Annotated in this window: 16 protein-coding genes; 2 read left to right on the top strand and 14 right to left on the bottom strand. The window is 37.0% G+C overall.

Annotated elements, in window-relative coordinates; genetic code table 11:
- Nucleotides 1-17 precede the first annotated feature (17 nt).
- From MNY27_RS07820 to MNY27_RS07785, 8 genes are all read right to left on the bottom strand, one after another.
- On the bottom strand, nucleotides 18-1,073 hold the full coding sequence (locus tag MNY27_RS07820; protein WP_152183183.1) for a nicotinate-nucleotide--dimethylbenzimidazole phosphoribosyltransferase: 1,056 nt from the start codon (nucleotides 1,071-1,073) through the stop codon (nucleotides 18-20).
- A 1-nt stretch (nucleotide 1,074) separates the two neighbouring features.
- A complete protein-coding gene (locus tag MNY27_RS07815) occupies nucleotides 1,075-1,638 on the bottom strand; it encodes a hypothetical protein (RefSeq protein ID WP_152183184.1) in 564 nt (187 codons plus the stop codon).
- 9 nt (nucleotides 1,639-1,647) lie between these two features.
- Complete coding sequence (gene cbiB / locus MNY27_RS07810; RefSeq protein WP_246153795.1) at nucleotides 1,648-2,562, bottom strand: adenosylcobinamide-phosphate synthase CbiB; 915 nt, start codon at nucleotides 2,560-2,562, stop codon at nucleotides 1,648-1,650.
- Nucleotides 2,549-3,943, bottom strand: a complete 1,395-nt coding sequence (locus MNY27_RS07805) for a cobyric acid synthase (protein ID WP_346392070.1) — start codon at nucleotides 3,941-3,943, stop codon at nucleotides 2,549-2,551. The genes cbiB and MNY27_RS07805 overlap by 14 nt, the downstream gene beginning before the upstream one ends.
- Entirely contained in the window at nucleotides 3,930-4,928 is a 999-nt protein-coding gene (locus MNY27_RS07800; RefSeq protein ID WP_152183186.1) for an aminotransferase class I/II-fold pyridoxal phosphate-dependent enzyme, read from the bottom strand. Before MNY27_RS07800 ends, MNY27_RS07805 begins: the two co-directional genes overlap by 14 nt.
- A 270-nt stretch (nucleotides 4,929-5,198) precedes the next feature.
- Nucleotides 5,199-5,405 carry a hypothetical protein gene (locus MNY27_RS07795; RefSeq protein ID WP_152183187.1) on the bottom strand — a complete coding sequence of 69 codons (207 nt, stop codon included), beginning with the start codon at nucleotides 5,403-5,405 and terminating at the stop codon, nucleotides 5,199-5,201.
- A 9-nt stretch (nucleotides 5,406-5,414) separates the two neighbouring features.
- Nucleotides 5,415-6,215: a phosphotransferase gene (locus MNY27_RS07790; protein WP_152183188.1), complete on the bottom strand. Its 801-nt coding sequence runs from the start codon at nucleotides 6,213-6,215 to the stop codon at nucleotides 5,415-5,417.
- Nucleotides 6,216-6,647, bottom strand: coding sequence for a hypothetical protein (locus tag MNY27_RS07785; protein WP_152183189.1), 432 nt, complete (start codon nucleotides 6,645-6,647; stop codon nucleotides 6,216-6,218). It abuts the gene before it with no gap.
- Nucleotides 6,648-6,788: 141 nt separating this feature from the next.
- On the opposite strand from MNY27_RS07785, the gene MNY27_RS07780 reads away from it, so the two are divergent.
- Nucleotides 6,789-8,090 (top strand): hypothetical protein, encoded by a 1,302-nt coding sequence (locus tag MNY27_RS07780; protein ID WP_152183190.1) that lies wholly within the window; start codon nucleotides 6,789-6,791, stop codon nucleotides 8,088-8,090.
- Here MNY27_RS07780 and MNY27_RS07775 read toward each other — a convergent pair.
- Genes MNY27_RS07775 through MNY27_RS07750 form a run of 6 tightly spaced genes read right to left on the bottom strand, consistent with a single transcriptional unit; the run spans nucleotide 8,087 to nucleotide 13,553 of the window.
- Complete coding sequence (locus MNY27_RS07775) at nucleotides 8,087-8,935, bottom strand: metallophosphoesterase (protein ID WP_152183191.1); 849 nt, start codon at nucleotides 8,933-8,935, stop codon at nucleotides 8,087-8,089. The genes MNY27_RS07780 and MNY27_RS07775 overlap by 4 nt on opposite strands.
- Before the next feature lie 50 nt (nucleotides 8,936-8,985).
- A complete protein-coding gene (locus MNY27_RS07770) occupies nucleotides 8,986-9,948 on the bottom strand; it encodes an iron ABC transporter permease (RefSeq protein WP_152183192.1) in 963 nt (320 codons plus the stop codon).
- Nucleotides 9,941-10,666, bottom strand: a complete 726-nt coding sequence (locus MNY27_RS07765) for an ABC transporter ATP-binding protein (RefSeq protein WP_152183193.1) — start codon at nucleotides 10,664-10,666, stop codon at nucleotides 9,941-9,943. The genes MNY27_RS07770 and MNY27_RS07765 overlap by 8 nt, the downstream gene beginning before the upstream one ends.
- Entirely contained in the window at nucleotides 10,659-11,480 is an 822-nt protein-coding gene (locus MNY27_RS07760; RefSeq protein ID WP_152183194.1) for a helical backbone metal receptor, read from the bottom strand. The genes MNY27_RS07765 and MNY27_RS07760 overlap by 8 nt, the downstream gene beginning before the upstream one ends.
- An 11-nt stretch (nucleotides 11,481-11,491) precedes the next feature.
- Entirely contained in the window at nucleotides 11,492-13,348 is a 1,857-nt protein-coding gene (locus MNY27_RS07755) for a TonB-dependent receptor (RefSeq protein WP_152183195.1), read from the bottom strand.
- A gap of 49 nt (nucleotides 13,349-13,397) precedes the next feature.
- Nucleotides 13,398-13,553: a hypothetical protein gene (locus tag MNY27_RS07750; RefSeq protein WP_188109420.1), complete on the bottom strand. Its 156-nt coding sequence runs from the start codon at nucleotides 13,551-13,553 to the stop codon at nucleotides 13,398-13,400.
- 374 nt (nucleotides 13,554-13,927) lie between these two features.
- Here MNY27_RS07750 and MNY27_RS07745 point away from each other — a divergent pair, with 374 nt between their 5' ends.
- Nucleotides 13,928-15,955 (top strand): EAL domain-containing protein, encoded by a 2,028-nt coding sequence (locus MNY27_RS07745; RefSeq protein WP_346392069.1) that lies wholly within the window; start codon nucleotides 13,928-13,930, stop codon nucleotides 15,953-15,955.
- The last annotated feature ends 97 nt before the right edge of the window (nucleotides 15,956-16,052 follow it).

Raw genomic sequence — 16,052 nt, 5'->3', positions numbered from 1 at the left:
AGATTGTCTTTGAATTGTCACATAGTGTAGATTAAATACTCAATTTGTTCCAAAACTTTTTGATTCTCAAGATCGTTTTTTAGCATATAAGCCAGTGCTGCACCTGCTCCGACTCCCTCTTTTGCTTCTCCCTCATCATATTTGTGTAAAACAGGGATTTGGGACTCTGCAAATGAGAAAGTTGTGTAAACTGCGTGAGGTTTGTAGCTGAGCTGCTCTAAAATACGAGCAATATTTGAGTTTTTATCATGTGTGACCCACGCTGTTGTGGCTAGGGTAATATTTTCATCTTTAACACGCATCAAAACATCCTCACGCAGGGCATCAGCGATAAGCAGACAGGCTGCCATCTGTGTCCCACCAGCGAGTACTACATGAAAACGACGACTTGCCTCTAAGATAAATCCGGCACAAAAAAGCAGCATATTATCACTTACAATATCTAATTTTTCAAAGTTTGACATATCTTCACGCAAAAGTGAAAGAGCCTGCTTTATCGTCTCCTTTTTTATGTTGTCTGGAACATGTAAAAAGCTTGATGAGAAGTCATTGGCAACATCATATCCAAGTGCAAGGGCTGAAGCAGTAGCTGTTGTTGTACCTGCTGGAGTACTCTCCGCTAAGATAAGATAGTTGCCTTTTAGTTCATATGTTTTACCTGCTTGGCGACCTTTGTTGAAAATCTCCTTGGCATTTATATTGGCACCTTTGTTAATTGCCTCAGAGGGTTTTATATCAAAGTTATGGAGTGTAGAGTTTTGCGGTTTTTTTACAAGTCCCAGATCAAAAATCTCAATGCTTGAAAAGGGTGTAAGATTATGTGCTGCTCGGGTAATAAGTGCCGGAGTTGGTACACCTGTCGGTGTTTCTGCCAATTCACCAAGAGAGAAAACTTTTTGGGTAGAGATAAATTCGGCATCAAGAGTTGGCGTAAGAGGAATCATCCCTGGAATACCGGCTTGTGTAATGCCTTCTATCTCACAGGTTTTTGTTACACTTGCAGATAAAATAAAGTCGGCTTTCCCTTCTGGAAGTGTATCTGTTTCATTTGTAAAAATATTAAATGTTTGCATTTTAGTTTAAATCACCATCTTTCCAATATTTTGTTCCCTGAATCGTAGCTTGGAGCGCCAAACCGCTTTTTGTCAGTTTATAGAGGCGAATCCCCGGTGCTACTGTGATAGCAGCTCCGAGCGCACCACCTTTGTCATCTGCTTTGGCCGCGGCATCTGCCTGTGCATTGGCCTCCCAACCGTTATTGACAAAATCATCAAAGACTTTTTTATTGGCAAAGATAAAAATAGCTCGGAAATCTTTTATGCCAAGTCCAAGACCAATACCACCTGAGGCCATATTCATATAAATATTTTTTCCGGTTCTGTTATTGTGAGCCATTCCGTAACCACCTTCGGCAGAAAAAAGAATAAGGTTGACACCGACATTACTAAATGTAGCGTATCCATAGGCCCTTTTTATCATTGCTTTTGCCTCTGGTGCATATTTATAGAGATATTGGAGAGTCTCTTTATTCATCGTTTGACGCTCTTTGCGAAGATCATCTTTAGATTCCCCGGACCACATTCCAGAGAAAAGAAAAGCTGCCAAGAACAGTGTGAGTAAAACATTTAGTTTTTTCATTCTCTCTCCTTAAGGTATAGATAGTGTAATGATAACTAAAAGTAGCAAAAAACAAAAAATAAGAAAATCAATCTTTTTTTTAAGTAACAGCATTTTTTGCAGGTCATCAGCCTGTATATTTTCTCTTCCTTGTCCAAAAAAAGCTTTCTCTTTGAGCTCTCCAAAATAGGAAGTGGGGCCTCCTAGTTTTACTTTTAAAAACAGAGCCATTGCAGTAATGGGATGTCCGGCATTGGGACTTTCATGTTTTGAACCCTCCTTATAAAAGGAGAGAACTCTTTTTTGTTGCGTTATAAGCATCAGCAGGAGAGCAGTAAGGCGGGCGGGAATGTAGTTTACAAAATCATCTAAGCGTGCAGCGGCTTTACCGAACTTTTCATATTTTTCATTTCGGTACCCTACCATAGAGTCCATCGTGTTGATGGTTTTGTAGATGATAATCCCGGGAAGTCCAAAAAGAGAGAGATAAAAAAGAGGTGCAATAACACCATCACTCAGATTTTCTGCATAGGTCTCAATGGCAGCTTTATAGATTTCACTCTCACTAAGATTCTCTGTGTCACGTGAGACTAACATTTGAAGGAGCTCTTTTTTGTTAGTTGCGTAGAGAATCTCTGCTACAGAGTCATAGAGCATTTTGTGCGCTATGAAAATAGAGGCAATAAACCCACTTATGATGATATTGACAAGTGAATTAAGCAGTTGCAGGTAGGTGGCTATTGCAAAACTAACAAGTGAGATAACAGTTAAAACAGCAACGACAAGCAAGACTCCTCGAACAACTGAGTCTTTGTAGAGTTTTGTCTCAAAAAAGGAGATGACATCCCCAATGAGAATAATAGGATGTTTGATAAAAGTAAATTCGCCAAATAGCTTATCGATAAGATAGGCCAAAAGAGCGATAAGAAGGTTACTCAGTATCATGCAGTTTCTCTAAAATATAATCTAGGTCTATATGCTTGTTAATATGTTGTGCAAACTCTGCAATGGTATCTTTTTTATAGCTTTGAAAATCATAGCCTTGATAGTGAGGGTTTATCTCAGAAAAGATTCTCTTACGCAATGTATTGTTCTCAAAAAATCCATGAACAAAAGTACCATAAAAGTTTTTTGCTTTTGTGGCTCTTTTCTTTGCTATGCCGTAATGGATTTCATACCCGCTGCACATAGATCCAAAAAGATTGTAGCAACCCTTTGTTAGCACTTTGTTAGTCTGGAACACTACGTCACCTCTTAGTCGTCCAAAACCTTCTATACTTTTTTTATCAGATTCCACACTTTCCTTATCAAAGAGTCGCTCAAACATCATCTCATAGCCGCCACAGATAGCAAGCAGTTTTCTCTCTTTATCTTGCAGTAGTTCTTCAAAGCCTCTCTTTCGCAGCCACTCCAAGTCATCAAAGACACGTTTGCTTCCGGGGACTATTAAGAGTTCACAGTGCTGGGCTTCACTTGGATTTGTAATGAAGCTGAGTTCGATTTCCTTGTCTGCTACTAAAGGTTCAAAATCTGTAAAGTTAGAGATATGCGGGAGTTTGATAACGGCTACTTTAATGATAGCTTTGTGTGTATCTTGTTTGTAATGCATCAAGGATGCCCCATCTTCAAAGCCTAAGTTAAACGGTAGATAAGGGACAACTCCTAAGGCCTTGATGCCAAAATCTTTCTCTATGATATCTACGCCTTTATCAAAAAGGCTCATATCTCCCCGGAACTTATTGATGATGACACCGATGACATTCTTACGCAGTTTTTTGGGCAGGAGTTTATAAACTCCATAGATAGAAGCAAAAACGCCACCTCTCTCGATGTCAGCTACGAGGATGATTTTTGTATTGAACTTCTTGGCGATGTAGAGATTAGAGAGATCTTTATCCATTAGATTGAGCTCAACTGGACTTCCAGCACCTTCGGCTACAATGCATTCATACTCTTTTTGCAAAGTTTTAAAAGCCTTTTTAACAACAGGTTTGAGCTTGTCAAGATCTTTATAGTACTCTTTGACATCGGTATCTTTAAGGCTTTGCCCATTGATGATAAGATGAGCTTTGTTCTCTCCTCCGGACTTGAGTAAAACAGGGTTAAAAAGTGGTGTCGTTTGCAGCCCAATGGACTCTGCTGCAAAGGCTTGAGGAATAGCGATCTCACCTCTGTCGATATCAGTAACACTAGAGTTGTTAGAGACATTTTGTGCTTTAAAGGGAGCGACTTTTATACCACGTCTATGAAGCAGGTAGGTAATGGCAAAAGAGAGTGTCGATTTACCGGCGTCACTGCTTGAGCCAAATATGCTAAGCGAATGCACCAAGTGCCTCTTGGAGCTTTGCGTGAGCCTCTTTGTCTTTTACAGCAAATCGCAGCCATGAGTCATTAAGATAGTCAAAACTCTCACAGCTTCTTACAAGGATTTTATGTGCCAAAAGGTGTTCAAAAAGCTCTTTTGCGTGAGATGATTGCGTGAGGATGAAGTTCGCTTCACTCTCTACAATAATATCAAAAAGTTTTGAGGCTTTTAAGATGCTTTGCAACTGCTCTTTTTGCTCTTGATGCATTAAGTAAGACGCTTCTTTAAAACTTGTATCATGTAGGCGCTCTTCTAAAAAAAGAGCATCAAGTGAGGAGATATTCCAAAGTGGAGTGTTGAGCGCTTTGATGTTTTTTTTATGAGCAAAAACTGCACCGATTCTAAGACCTGGACATGCATAGAACTTTGTAAAAGATTGAATGATATAGAGTTTTTTGTAATCATTTATTTGGTTTCTCAAAGATTTATGTTTTTCAAATTCTATGAAGCTTTCATCTATAATTATTGTACATTTTTTAGCTTTCCACTCTAAAAAGAGCTCCTCCAAATCATAAAAACTTCCTTCAGGAGTCGATGGATTGACAAAGACTACGATAGATTTTTTCTCTACTTCTGCATCGATGCTTTCGATGCGATTTATCTTATAGATATTTTTTTTACTTGCAAGGGCTGCTTTTTCATACTCACCATACAGAGGTGCATAGAGATAGACTTTTTTGCCTTTGAGTGCATTCATAAGCTCGTAGATGGCAGCTGTAGCACCATTGTAAAGCGCGATGTTTTGTGTTTGGATTTTATAATTTTGTGCAATGCTCTCTTTGAGATCTGGATAGTCGCTGTTTGCATATTTTGTAATGATATTTTGAGATATATTACAGCTGATATCAGGCTGATAGCAGTTGATATTGGAAGAAAAGTCAATAATTTCATCAGCTAAACAGTCGAGCTCTTTTGCATATTTGTAAATATTACCGCCGTGTTGCATATTAAGTCCTTAGTCAAGTAGAAGCCCAAATTTCAGTGCTAAGCAAATGCTTCTAGTGCTAGGCACATTTTTGCAGGACTAGCCATAGCTAATTCAAGAAAATGTAACGACGCAATAGTGGCATTTGCTTAGCACCCGAAGGGAACTTCAAAAAGAGAGCTACTGCTTCGTTGAAAACCCTTGAAGCTACTAGTAGCTGCTACGAATTTTCGCCTTGCATTAGTCCTCTTTTTGAGGTTCTGAAAATTAGGCTTCTACTTGATTAAGGACTTATATCTCCACATCATCCCAAAACTCATCAAAGTCCAGATTTGTCATGGCATTTTCATCTGCTAGATTCTTCTCTAGGAGCTTTTTCTCTTCATTGATAAAGTACTCTTCAAGGGCTTCGTTGATAAGCTCAGAAATCTCTTTTTTCTTCAGCTCGCTAAAGGCTTCAAGATTTTGCATATTGTATTCGTTGATTGTTATTTGCATAGAGGAATTTTACCAAAGTTTTGCTAACTCTTTTGCTTTGTTAGTGTTAGAGTGGTGTGAAATGCGTAAAAGTGCATAAAGTTTTGCAGCGTTTTGTATTTCTCTCTCAATCTCACGCAGAGTTATCTTTTTTGGTGCTGTTTGATTATAGGTACTCAGAAGCAGTGTTGTATAACTTTTGCGTGCGTGAGGATTAAAAGAGAGCAGGCTTACTCCAAGTTCAAAAGCAAAACTGCCACATCCTCCGTCTATAAAGTCAAAAACAGCGATTTTATTACCATCAAAGAGAGTGTTGTCTTTAAAGATATCCCCATGAATAAAGCCTTCACAAACTTGCGTGAGTGAAGTAAGACAGGAGAGTCTTTTATAATAAAAGTAGTGCTTTGTTTTGATCTCACGCAAGACTTTTTTTAAGGAATAGTTTTTGATAAAGAGTTTTTGGTTTTTTATATGGCGTGAGTGTTGATGAAAACGTGCTAAAAATCTTCCTAGCGTTTGGAGATGTATGAGCTGTATCTTTTTTGGCTGCTCTCCTTTGAGCTTTTTATAAAGATACCACTCTTTGTTTTGTGCAAGTAAAAGAGGGACATTGAGACCAGCAGCGTTGAGTTTTTGTAAAAGTTCCGTATCAAAGAGGATTTTTTCTTTGATATCTCGTTCATACTTTTTTAAAATATATGCTTCTTTGTGATTGTGTACAATGTAGGTGGTATCCATAATGCCATCTTGTGTCTCAAGAAGTTCTGTAAATTTAAAAGAGGGAAAAAGATGTTGTGCCTGCGTGAGCGTAAGTGGAGTTTTAATGCCCATCTACGATGAAAGCTCACAAACAGACATGATCTTCTTCCACTCCAAGTCAAAGTGTTTTGTTACATACTCTTTTGTATGCGGAACTATGCAGCGTGAGCAATCTTGATGGATTTTATCACCGTAGGCTGCTTGGCGTCCATCTTTTGAATTGATGTTGCAGTAGCTGCAGAGTAGTTTGTCATCTACTTCTTTTATACCCTTGTCACTAAATCGAAAGTTTGGACAGGAGCAGAGGTAACAGTTAAGCTGTTTAATCTCATGGCATTTTTTGTTTTGTGCATAGAGTGGACAGAAATCCGGCTCTTTTTCTTTCATATTTTCAAAGTTAAAGTAGTCGATTATCTCACTTTTTGTCAGATTCTTAGCTATCAACTTATCAATGATTGTTTTATGCTTTTTAGCATGCTCTGCTAACCATTTACTGTAACCCATCTTCTCTCTTTTGCTGAATATGGAATTATAGTATAGTTTAAATAATATAAATTGATAAATATTATCATTTTCAAGAATTTTTAAACTTTTTCACTGTAGTATTACGATAATAATTATCAAGATTGATAGAGAAGGAAGAAAATGCGGAAAATTCTTTTAATCAATATAGGCTTTACAGTGCTATTTAGCAGTTGTCTTTATGCAGTAAATGAGAATAGAAACAGAGTACACTCTGTAAACAAGGCAATTCAGAAGATTACAAAAGTAAAAGAGAAAGAACCTTCTATTGTAGAGAAACTTCACAGTGTTGTAAAAGATGGCAAAGTTATAGGACAGTTTAGAACACTTTACTCAGGTTTCGAAAATAAAAACAGTGTCAATAATTATGCAACGGCAGTTGGTGGAATGCTTAAGTATGAAACAGCACAGTATCATGGGGTAAGTGCAGCGGCAGCAATGGTAACAACAAATGATATTAGAGCACTCTCAGGTGAGAATCAGAAGTATAATGAAGAGCTCTCAGGTACGAGCAGAAGTTATACGCAGCTTAGTGAAGCATATCTTAATTACAGTTATAAAACATTGGAATTGCGTGCCGGTCGTCAGATAATTGATACACCTTTGGCGGACAGTGATGATATTCGTATGGTTGGCAATAGTTTTGAGGCATATACAGCACAATATCTTTATAATCATTGGAACTTTATGTTTGGTCATCTACAGCGTTGGCAGGGAAATGATGCAGGTTTAGACAAGGGATGGGTTAAAACAGGAAAAAATGGAAGTCAATATATGGGGATTTCTTTTTCCAATAAAGTTTTAGATATCTCTGCATGGTATTATAATTTTTCCAATCCTTCCGTAGAAGATATAGCACAGGGTGATGATAAGGTTGCCAACAGAAGTTTTTACACTGATATCAGTGCGCATATCAACGTAAAGAAAGAACTTTTTTTACACTTCAATGGTCAATATCTTAAGCAAAAAGAGCTGGATAATTCACAAATAGCTGCAGATATCTATGGAGTAATGGGTGAGATAGTATATAACAAACTTGGATTACGTTTGGCTTATAACAGTTCTAACAAAAAGAGTGCTAAACAAAGTTTTAGCGGTTATGGTGGAGGAACGCTTTTTACAAGTATGGACAGTATGATACTTGATGAGATTACAGCAGACAGGAAAGCAGATGCAATTATGGCAGCGGTGAGTTATTATTATAAACGATTGAAATTCTTATATGCTTATGGTGACTTTAAAGGAGAAGCAGATACAAGTGGAGTAAAAGCACATATCATCGAACAGAATATCGCTGCGAAATACAAATATAATAAGGCCCTTACAATAGGTGCAATTTATGTAATAGAACGCAACAAAGAATATAGCCAAAGTCTAGAGTTCAATAATGACAACTTTAGACTTCTGTTTGCTTATAACTTCTAGGCAGTATAGATAAGTTTCTGATTGGCAGTGTTACCTGAGAGCTCAACATAGCGCATTGGATACATATCGAGATCTTGCGGACGAATAAAACCACGTGTGACAATTACTGTAACATTATCTATCTTTGTTACAGAGTCGATGTGTTTATGACCTGAGAGAGTAAGAAGAAGATTTTTGTATCCAAAGAGTCTTTTTTGTATCTCTTTTGTATTGTTAAGCACATACTTGTGAATATCTTTTTCTTCACTCCCTCCCCAGTAGTTAGTATAGGGGTGATGGTTTAAAATAAGAGTAGGTTTGCCGTTTTTAAGAGTTTTCTCTGCAAAAGCGAGAGTCTCTTCAGTGTAGCGCCCATTGTTTTGATGCTCATTGCAGCTGTCAAGCCCAAGAATGTTATAACCTTTTTTCTCCAAAAGCCAATCTTTTCCTGATATAGTAAGACCTCTATCCTCTACAAACATCTTTTGAAATGCTGCAAGGTTTATCTCATCATCTCCTTTTGGAGAGGACTCTTTGTTCCCGCGTACTGTGTAGTATGGCATTTTGAGATTGTCACATATCTTTTTATAAACTATGGCATCTTTATCACCTGCAATATTGTTGTTAAAGTTGTCACCGCCAAAGAGTACAAAATCCAAATCAGGATGATTCTTGTTGATATATGCAACTGCAAGTTTGAGTGCATCGACAGAATCGCTGTCACTGAGGTCCATATGGGAGTCGGTAATATGAATAAACTTCAGACTCTCTGTTGTAGCCTCCTTTTGTGTTGCATTAGCAACAAGTGGCAGTGTACCAAGTGCTACAGCACCTTTTAAAAATCCACGTCTTGATATCTCTGGCATAAGTAAACCTTTTTGTTTTTTCAATTATTACATAATTTTAGTTAATAATTTTACCGTACTCGTGAGATAATAAGATAGATAAAAAACGGTCCACCAATGAGTGCTGTGATGATGCCAATAGGCAGCTCACTTTGTGTTGGCAGTGCACGTGTAATAGTATCACACAGTACAAGAAAAAACCCACCAAAAAGGGCTGTTTTTATGATGCGTTTCTCTACCGTAAGTGGGTAAAGTTTTGTAACGATATGAGGGACAATAAGTCCGATAAAACCGATAGGCCCAGAGATACTCACAAGCAGACCGATAGCCAAAGAGGCGATAAGCAGAAGCCAAAGTGTGACTTTTTTACTCTCTACCCCTTTGAGCTTTGCACCCTCTTGGGAGACACCGAGAAGTTGCAGTTCAAAACGATAAGCATAGATAGTAAGCGTTAGTAAAAGAGCGATAATACCTAAAAGAAGAGGGTTATTCCAGCCAATGATAGAAAGAGAGCCCATCGTAAAACGAATCAGCATATCGTTTTGAATGGTGTTACCAAGATAAAAAACAAGCATCAATGCCGAGGTGTAAAAAAGTGAAAGGGCAATACCCAAAAGCAGAAGTGAGCTCTGCTGCGAGCCTCGTAAAAACTGTGAAAGGTAAAGCAGTAAAAATATTGTCAATATAGCTCCAAAAAATCCAAAAAGGCTTACAGCCCCGATGCCAAACAAAACAGTACTAAGCCCTAATTTAATGGCAATTCCCGCTCCAAGTGTTGCCCCACTTGAAACTCCAAGAGTATAAGGAGTCATCAATGGGTTCCGAAAGAGCGTTTGAAAAAGCAGACCACTCAGGGCTAAGATACTTCCGGCAAAAAAGCTAAAAAGTACTCGAGGAAGTCGTAAATCATAAAAGATCTGCGCACTGAGTGACTCTGTGTGAACAAGATCCCAAAAATGTAAATCGACCGCACCAAGAAAGGGAGAGACTATGAGTATAGAAAGAAGTGCGAACCAGATCAGAGCTCTAATCATACTGCACCGCCAGAGATTTTATGCTTACATCATAGAGTTTGCTGAGGTTTTCATCAGTGAAGAAGTCTGTTTCAAAATAGTGGGCATTTTGATTTTTTAAAAAAAGTACAGGATTGTTCATAAAATGAGCCAGATGAATATCATGTGTTATTAAAACTGTTTGGTGTGTTTGTTGTAACTGTTTGATGTGTCTGGCGATGATTTTTGCATTTTTTGGGTCAAGGTTTGCTGTTGGCTCATCAAAGATAATGATCTGGCTCTCCTGAGTAAGTGCTTGAGCAATCAATACAAGAGCAGTTTCACCGGAACTAAGCGAACTGAGTGTCTGATGGGAAAGGTGTGCAATATGTAAAAGTCCCATATACTGTTTTGCAAGACTCCTGTCTTTGTCAGAGTAGTCAAAAAAGCTCTTCTTATGGGCAAATCTTCCAAGCAGAACAAACTCTTCAACTGTTAAAAACTCATCATAAAACTCGAGTTTTGTAGGGATGTAGGCGATTTTTTTTGCACGCTCTTTTGCAGTGTAGCTCCCGATATTTGTACCATCAAGTGAAATTTCTCCGTGATGAGGGGTCAGTGCACAGATCGCTTTTGCAAGCGTACTCTTGCCAGAACCGTTTGGACCCAATATACTGAGATGTTTTGGAAATTCCTGTGTGATATTTTCTAAAATTATCTGCTCTTCATAAAAACAGTAAAGGTTTTGCAATTTAATCATTATGCATCTCACGTGAGAGCCGCTCAATGGTAAAGGCTACTCTTTGGGATGGGATGTGAAGATAATCTTCATCTACTATAGAGATCATGCCATTTTTTGCTGCATTTGTCGGGAGTGCATACCAGTTGGCAAGCGCACGTTTGACATTGACATTTGCTTCGGTTGCGTGAGAGTGCAGAATGATGATCTGATCAGGGTTCAGAGCAATGATATTTTCATAATTCAGTACTGGTTGCGAGATGGTGTCATCTTTGTAGGCATTTGTGTTGCCTGTAAGCTTGATGATATCATTAAAGAAGATATCATCCCCGGCCACATAGATACCACTGCGCAGATCCTCTTTAAGCCCATAGACAATGAGTACGGAGTGTGGTTTTTTTGTTTTTTTTATATTTTTGATAGCACGTGTTATATCTGTTAGAAGTTTGTTAGCCTCTTTTGTTTTTGAAATTGTTTTACCTAAAAGGGCAATAGAGTTTTTTATATCCTGTAGGGTTTTTAGCTTGAGTTTGAGTCTCTTTATATGAAAATATTTGAGTTTTTCTAAAGTTTGTGTATTAAAGCTCTGTCCTACAACCAAAGTAGGGGAGTGAGAGATTATTTTTTCAATATTTGGATGGGTATAGCCACCTATAACAGGGAGTTTCTGCGCTGCTTTTGGATAGAGTGAATAGGATGATGTAGCAACAAGCTCATCACCTGCACCAAGAGCGTAGATGATCTCTGTAATGGATGGGCTCAGAGAGATAATTCTCTCTTTTGCCGTGGCAGTGAGTACAAAGATAAAGATAAGGAGAAAGGTTTTTATACTCACTTTTTGCCTTTTTAATATTTCGCGTTAAGCCCTACGTAGAGACTTCTACCTGCTGTTTCATAACCATCTACAGTTTGGTAGTATTTGTCAGTCAAGTTATTGATTTTAGCATAAAATGTAACATATTTATTTGCTTTAACATTTGTCACAAAATCAATGACTGTATATTTTCCTGTTTGTGCTCCTTGATTGTCTGCACTGTCATATCTTTTACCGATATATTGTGCATTGAGTCCAAAGTCTAAACTATTTGTTGCATAGTATGTCGCACGAACGTCAACCTGTGCTTGTGGACGACGTGCTAGTGCTTTTCCATCACTGTCTTTTGCTTCAAGGTAAGTATAGAGTGCTTTTAGACCTAAAGTATCTAAATAGTAATCCTCATAACCAATTTCTACCCCTTTGAATGTAGACTTTCCTGTTGTTTGGATATATCCAAGTGTCCAGTCATAATCAATTAAATCTTTAATCTCATTATGAAAGTATGTAATCCACAGTGTGTCATTTCCAAAGCTTACATCACCTGTTAAAGATTTTTCAGGTTTTAAATTTGGATTCGCTCCCCATTGTCCAAAAAGTTGTCCGAGTGTCGGAGCATTGTATCCTGTACCGATATTTGCACTTAAATAGAGATCATCTTTAATAAATTGTTTGATTCCAAATTTCCCTGTCAATGCATTTTCAAAGGAGTTATAGTTATCATAACGAACAGATTCTGTAATGATTGTGTTGTTGTCAGCTAAAATCTGGATTTTATTGTAGTTTGTTGCATAAGCAGAGATTGCATTATAGCTTTTATCTATATTTGGTGTAATGTCTGTCTGCTCAAACTTTTGATAAGAAGCACCGACTCTTAAAAAACTATCTGCCATATAGTCAATTTTATCAACAACTTTTACTTCGTTAACAGAACCTTTATAGTAATAATTTCCCCATTGAGAAACTGTTTCTCTATCAAAAGTAGAAAGATTATACTGTAGTGTTATATCATTAAGAGAGTCTTGATGCTTAAGTGCCAGTGAATAGAAACGGTTTTGTAGGTATGTATTTGGAATCGTTGAATCATTTGCGGTACCTGCTCCATTATCATAATGTACAAAGCTGTTTATCGCTTGAATATTAGCTTCAACTCTGTCACTGTCCGTAAAGTTATAGCCAAATTTTGTATTGAGGGTTTTATTTTCATAGCTATCTTTTTCCAACCCTAAATCATCATATCTTTTTCCATAATCAGCTTCTGATTGTTTTGGTCCTGCAGCTGAAAAACCATCATTATCAAAGTATGTTCCTGAGACAAGCATATCATATTGTTTTGTAGCATATGATGCTGCTAATGATGTTTGAAGTGTGTTATATGTACCATATTCAAGATTTAAACTTGCATGATAACCTTGTTTGGCGTTAGATGTGGTTATGTTGATAATCCCACCACTTGCATCACTTCCCCAAACACCGGATTGTGCTCCTTTGATGATCTCAATCTGTTCTACATTATTGAGCATAATTTGAGAAAATTCTGCTGCTGCTCCGATGGCTGTTGGGTTGTTGTAACGGACACCATCAACGAGAACTAAGATTCTTTTTGAGCTCATTCCTCGTACATAGATAGAAGAAGATGTACCAGGACCACCGTTTTGTGTCATTGCCATATTCGCAAGCTTATTGAGTGCTTCATTGAGTGTTGTAACACGAGACTCTTCAATCTCTTCTTTTGTTATAACAATAACATCATCTGTAATATCCTTTTTATTAATAGATGTTCCTTGTGATGATGTGACTTCAATATTTTGAAGTGTATATTGATTCTCAGCTTGAAGTGAGCTCACAAGAGCAACAGTAATAAGTGAAAGTTGTAGTTTTTTTTGCATAGATATCCTTAAATATTTTTATTTTGTTTGTTGTTATGGTTGAAAATATTTAAGCTGTAGGCGGAGAGTTGATCTTTATCTTGAGAGGTTTGCCGTCAAGTGTGCATACGGCACTAGAGAGTGCTACAATTTTCTTTAATGAGATGTAGGCTTGTATGGCTGCTAGTGTAAAGTAGTTTTTTCCAAAACCTTTAGGTATATGCACTTTTTTTCTCTTTGTGGTAACTTTTTTGGAATTATAACAGAAAAGTAAATAAGTTTGTTTAAAGGTTTTGTAAATGTTATTGCTCTATTATTGTATATAATGAACAATTATATAAAAGAGTGGAAATGAAAATATTTAAAAGAGATATTTGGAAATTGTATTATACAATTGTTGTTCTATCGCTTATTTTCTTTTTTATTATCAGTTATGCTCTGTAGAACCAAAAAATATCTGCTTATAAAGATCGTCAAGAGACATATGCTATCTCTACTGCTTACTATATTGAAAATCTTTTTTCTCAGTATGAGACGATTCTTGATATTGTCGGAAAAAATATTTTAAATCATAATCTTACCCCGCAGCAAGAAAAAAAGATGCTGGATCAAATGCTTTTACTGAATCCAACACTGACCGGGGTCGGCCTTTTTAAACCGGACGGGACTCCTTATTTGGCAACGAGTAATATTGATGTAAAAAAGATACCCAACCTTCTACAAACAAAAAAGACACGGGAAGGTTTTTTAGATGCTTTAGAGAGTGACAGGATGGTCGTTGGGAGGACATATTATCTTGAGGCACTCAAGAGTCTTGTTATCCCAATTCGTAAAGCCCTTTATGATAAAAAAGGGGATGTTGTTGCCGTTATTGCCAGCGGTATCTCTTTAAGTAAGAAAAATCAGTTTATCCATTCACTGCTTGGGGCTAATAAAATATTTATTTTACGTGATAAAGACAACTACTTGCAGTTTTATGATTTTGAAGAATATCTATATAGAAAACCGGTTGGCAAGAGAGCATTAGCCGATATCTTTCAAATAATGGAACAAGTCTATGCTAAGCCATTAAGAGAACTGAAAAATTCAGAAGCAGTAATAAGTGTAACCTGTACTTCTTACATTACAGGCAAACTATCATACAGTAGTTATAAATATATAAAACGATACAAAGAGTGGATAGTTGTTACAACACCATTGACTATTATAAGGGCTGAGTATCTGAATCAAGAACTCATTCTTTTAGCAATATATATCCTTATCCTGTTTATCATCTACTATCTTATCGGTGTGATTGATAGAAATGAGATGCAAAAACAGCGTACATTGAAAGAACAGGCCATTCGTGATTCCTTAACTTCTTTGTATAATCGTTACTATATTGAAGAGAAGATAAAAAACTTTAAATCGAAATATACGCTATTTTTTATTGATTTGGATGGATTTAAAAGTATCAATGACAGTTTTGGACATGAGTATGGAGATAAAGTTTTACAGATTATCGCAGCAAGGCTTATGTCGCTTGCAAAAAAAGAGGAGCACCGTGATATCATCCGTTATAGCGGTGATGAGTTTATTTTAATAACGGAGTTTATGAGTGATGATAGTATAGGAGTATGTGCAAAAGGGATACTGCATGCAATTTCCGGTGAATTTGTCATTGATGAGTTTAAGTTTGTTTTAGGAGCAAGTATAGGAGTAGCAAGATATCCGTATGACGGGAAGAATTTTGATGAGGTGAAACGCTACGCTGACCTTGCTATGTATAAAGCAAAAGAGATGAAGAACAGTTTTGTCATTTTCCATGAGGCCATCAAAGAGAAGTACTTAAGAAGTGCAATGATGGAGCGTGAGCTTAAAATGGCATTGAGTAGAGGAGAAATCTCTATGGTGTATCAACCACAGGTCTATATTGATGGGAAGATCTATGGTGTTGAAGCGTTAGTTCGCTGGAACAATGAAACTCTGGGCTTTGTACCTCCTGATGAATTTATAGCTATAGCGGAGATAACAGGTCTTATCAAAGATATAGGACGCTTTATCATCTCAAAAGTTCTTGAAGATGTTTATGAGATACAGCAGGCTGCAAAAAAAGAGTTTCACCTCTCTATTAATATCTCTGCGAAACAGTTTTCACAACATGATTTTTTAAGTTGTATCATTGGAAAAGTTACAGCATCTCAGATAAAAACGGAACTTATCTCTTTGGAGATTACAGAAACGGTTTTTATTGAAGATAAAAAACATGTTATCGCAATACTTGAAGATATTAAAAAACAGGGGATGAAGATCTCTCTTGATGATTTTGGTACGGGTTATTCTTCAATGAACATTTTACGAAACCTCCCGATTGATGAACTGAAGATCGATAAAAGCTTTATTGACGATATTGTAGAAGAGAAAGATACACGCCAGATCGTTCACAGTATTATCATCATTGCTAAAAGTCTTGGACTTCAAGTGGTTGCAGAAGGTGTAGAGAATATGGAACAAAAAGAGATACTTGAGAGTTTTGGTTGTGATATATATCAAGGATATCTTTTTGCAAAACCAATGAAAAAAGAGGAACTTGTAGAGAAGTTGATTAAAAACAAGGGTATTTTTGATAGCGTCAAAAATTTTCTGTAAATTCCTCATCAACTTCACAATCATGTTCCAAATTTTCCCACGAAACATATTTTCTATCCATCCACTTGGCATTAGTGTCAACTGCCAAAGGCACCAA

This window comes from Sulfurimonas sp. NWX79, from assembly GCF_039667035.1.
GTDB lineage: Bacteria > Campylobacterota > Campylobacteria > Campylobacterales > Sulfurimonadaceae > Sulfurimonas > Sulfurimonas indica.
Note: the sequence above shows the minus strand (reverse complement) of the source record. Positions and strands in the feature narration are given on the sequence as shown.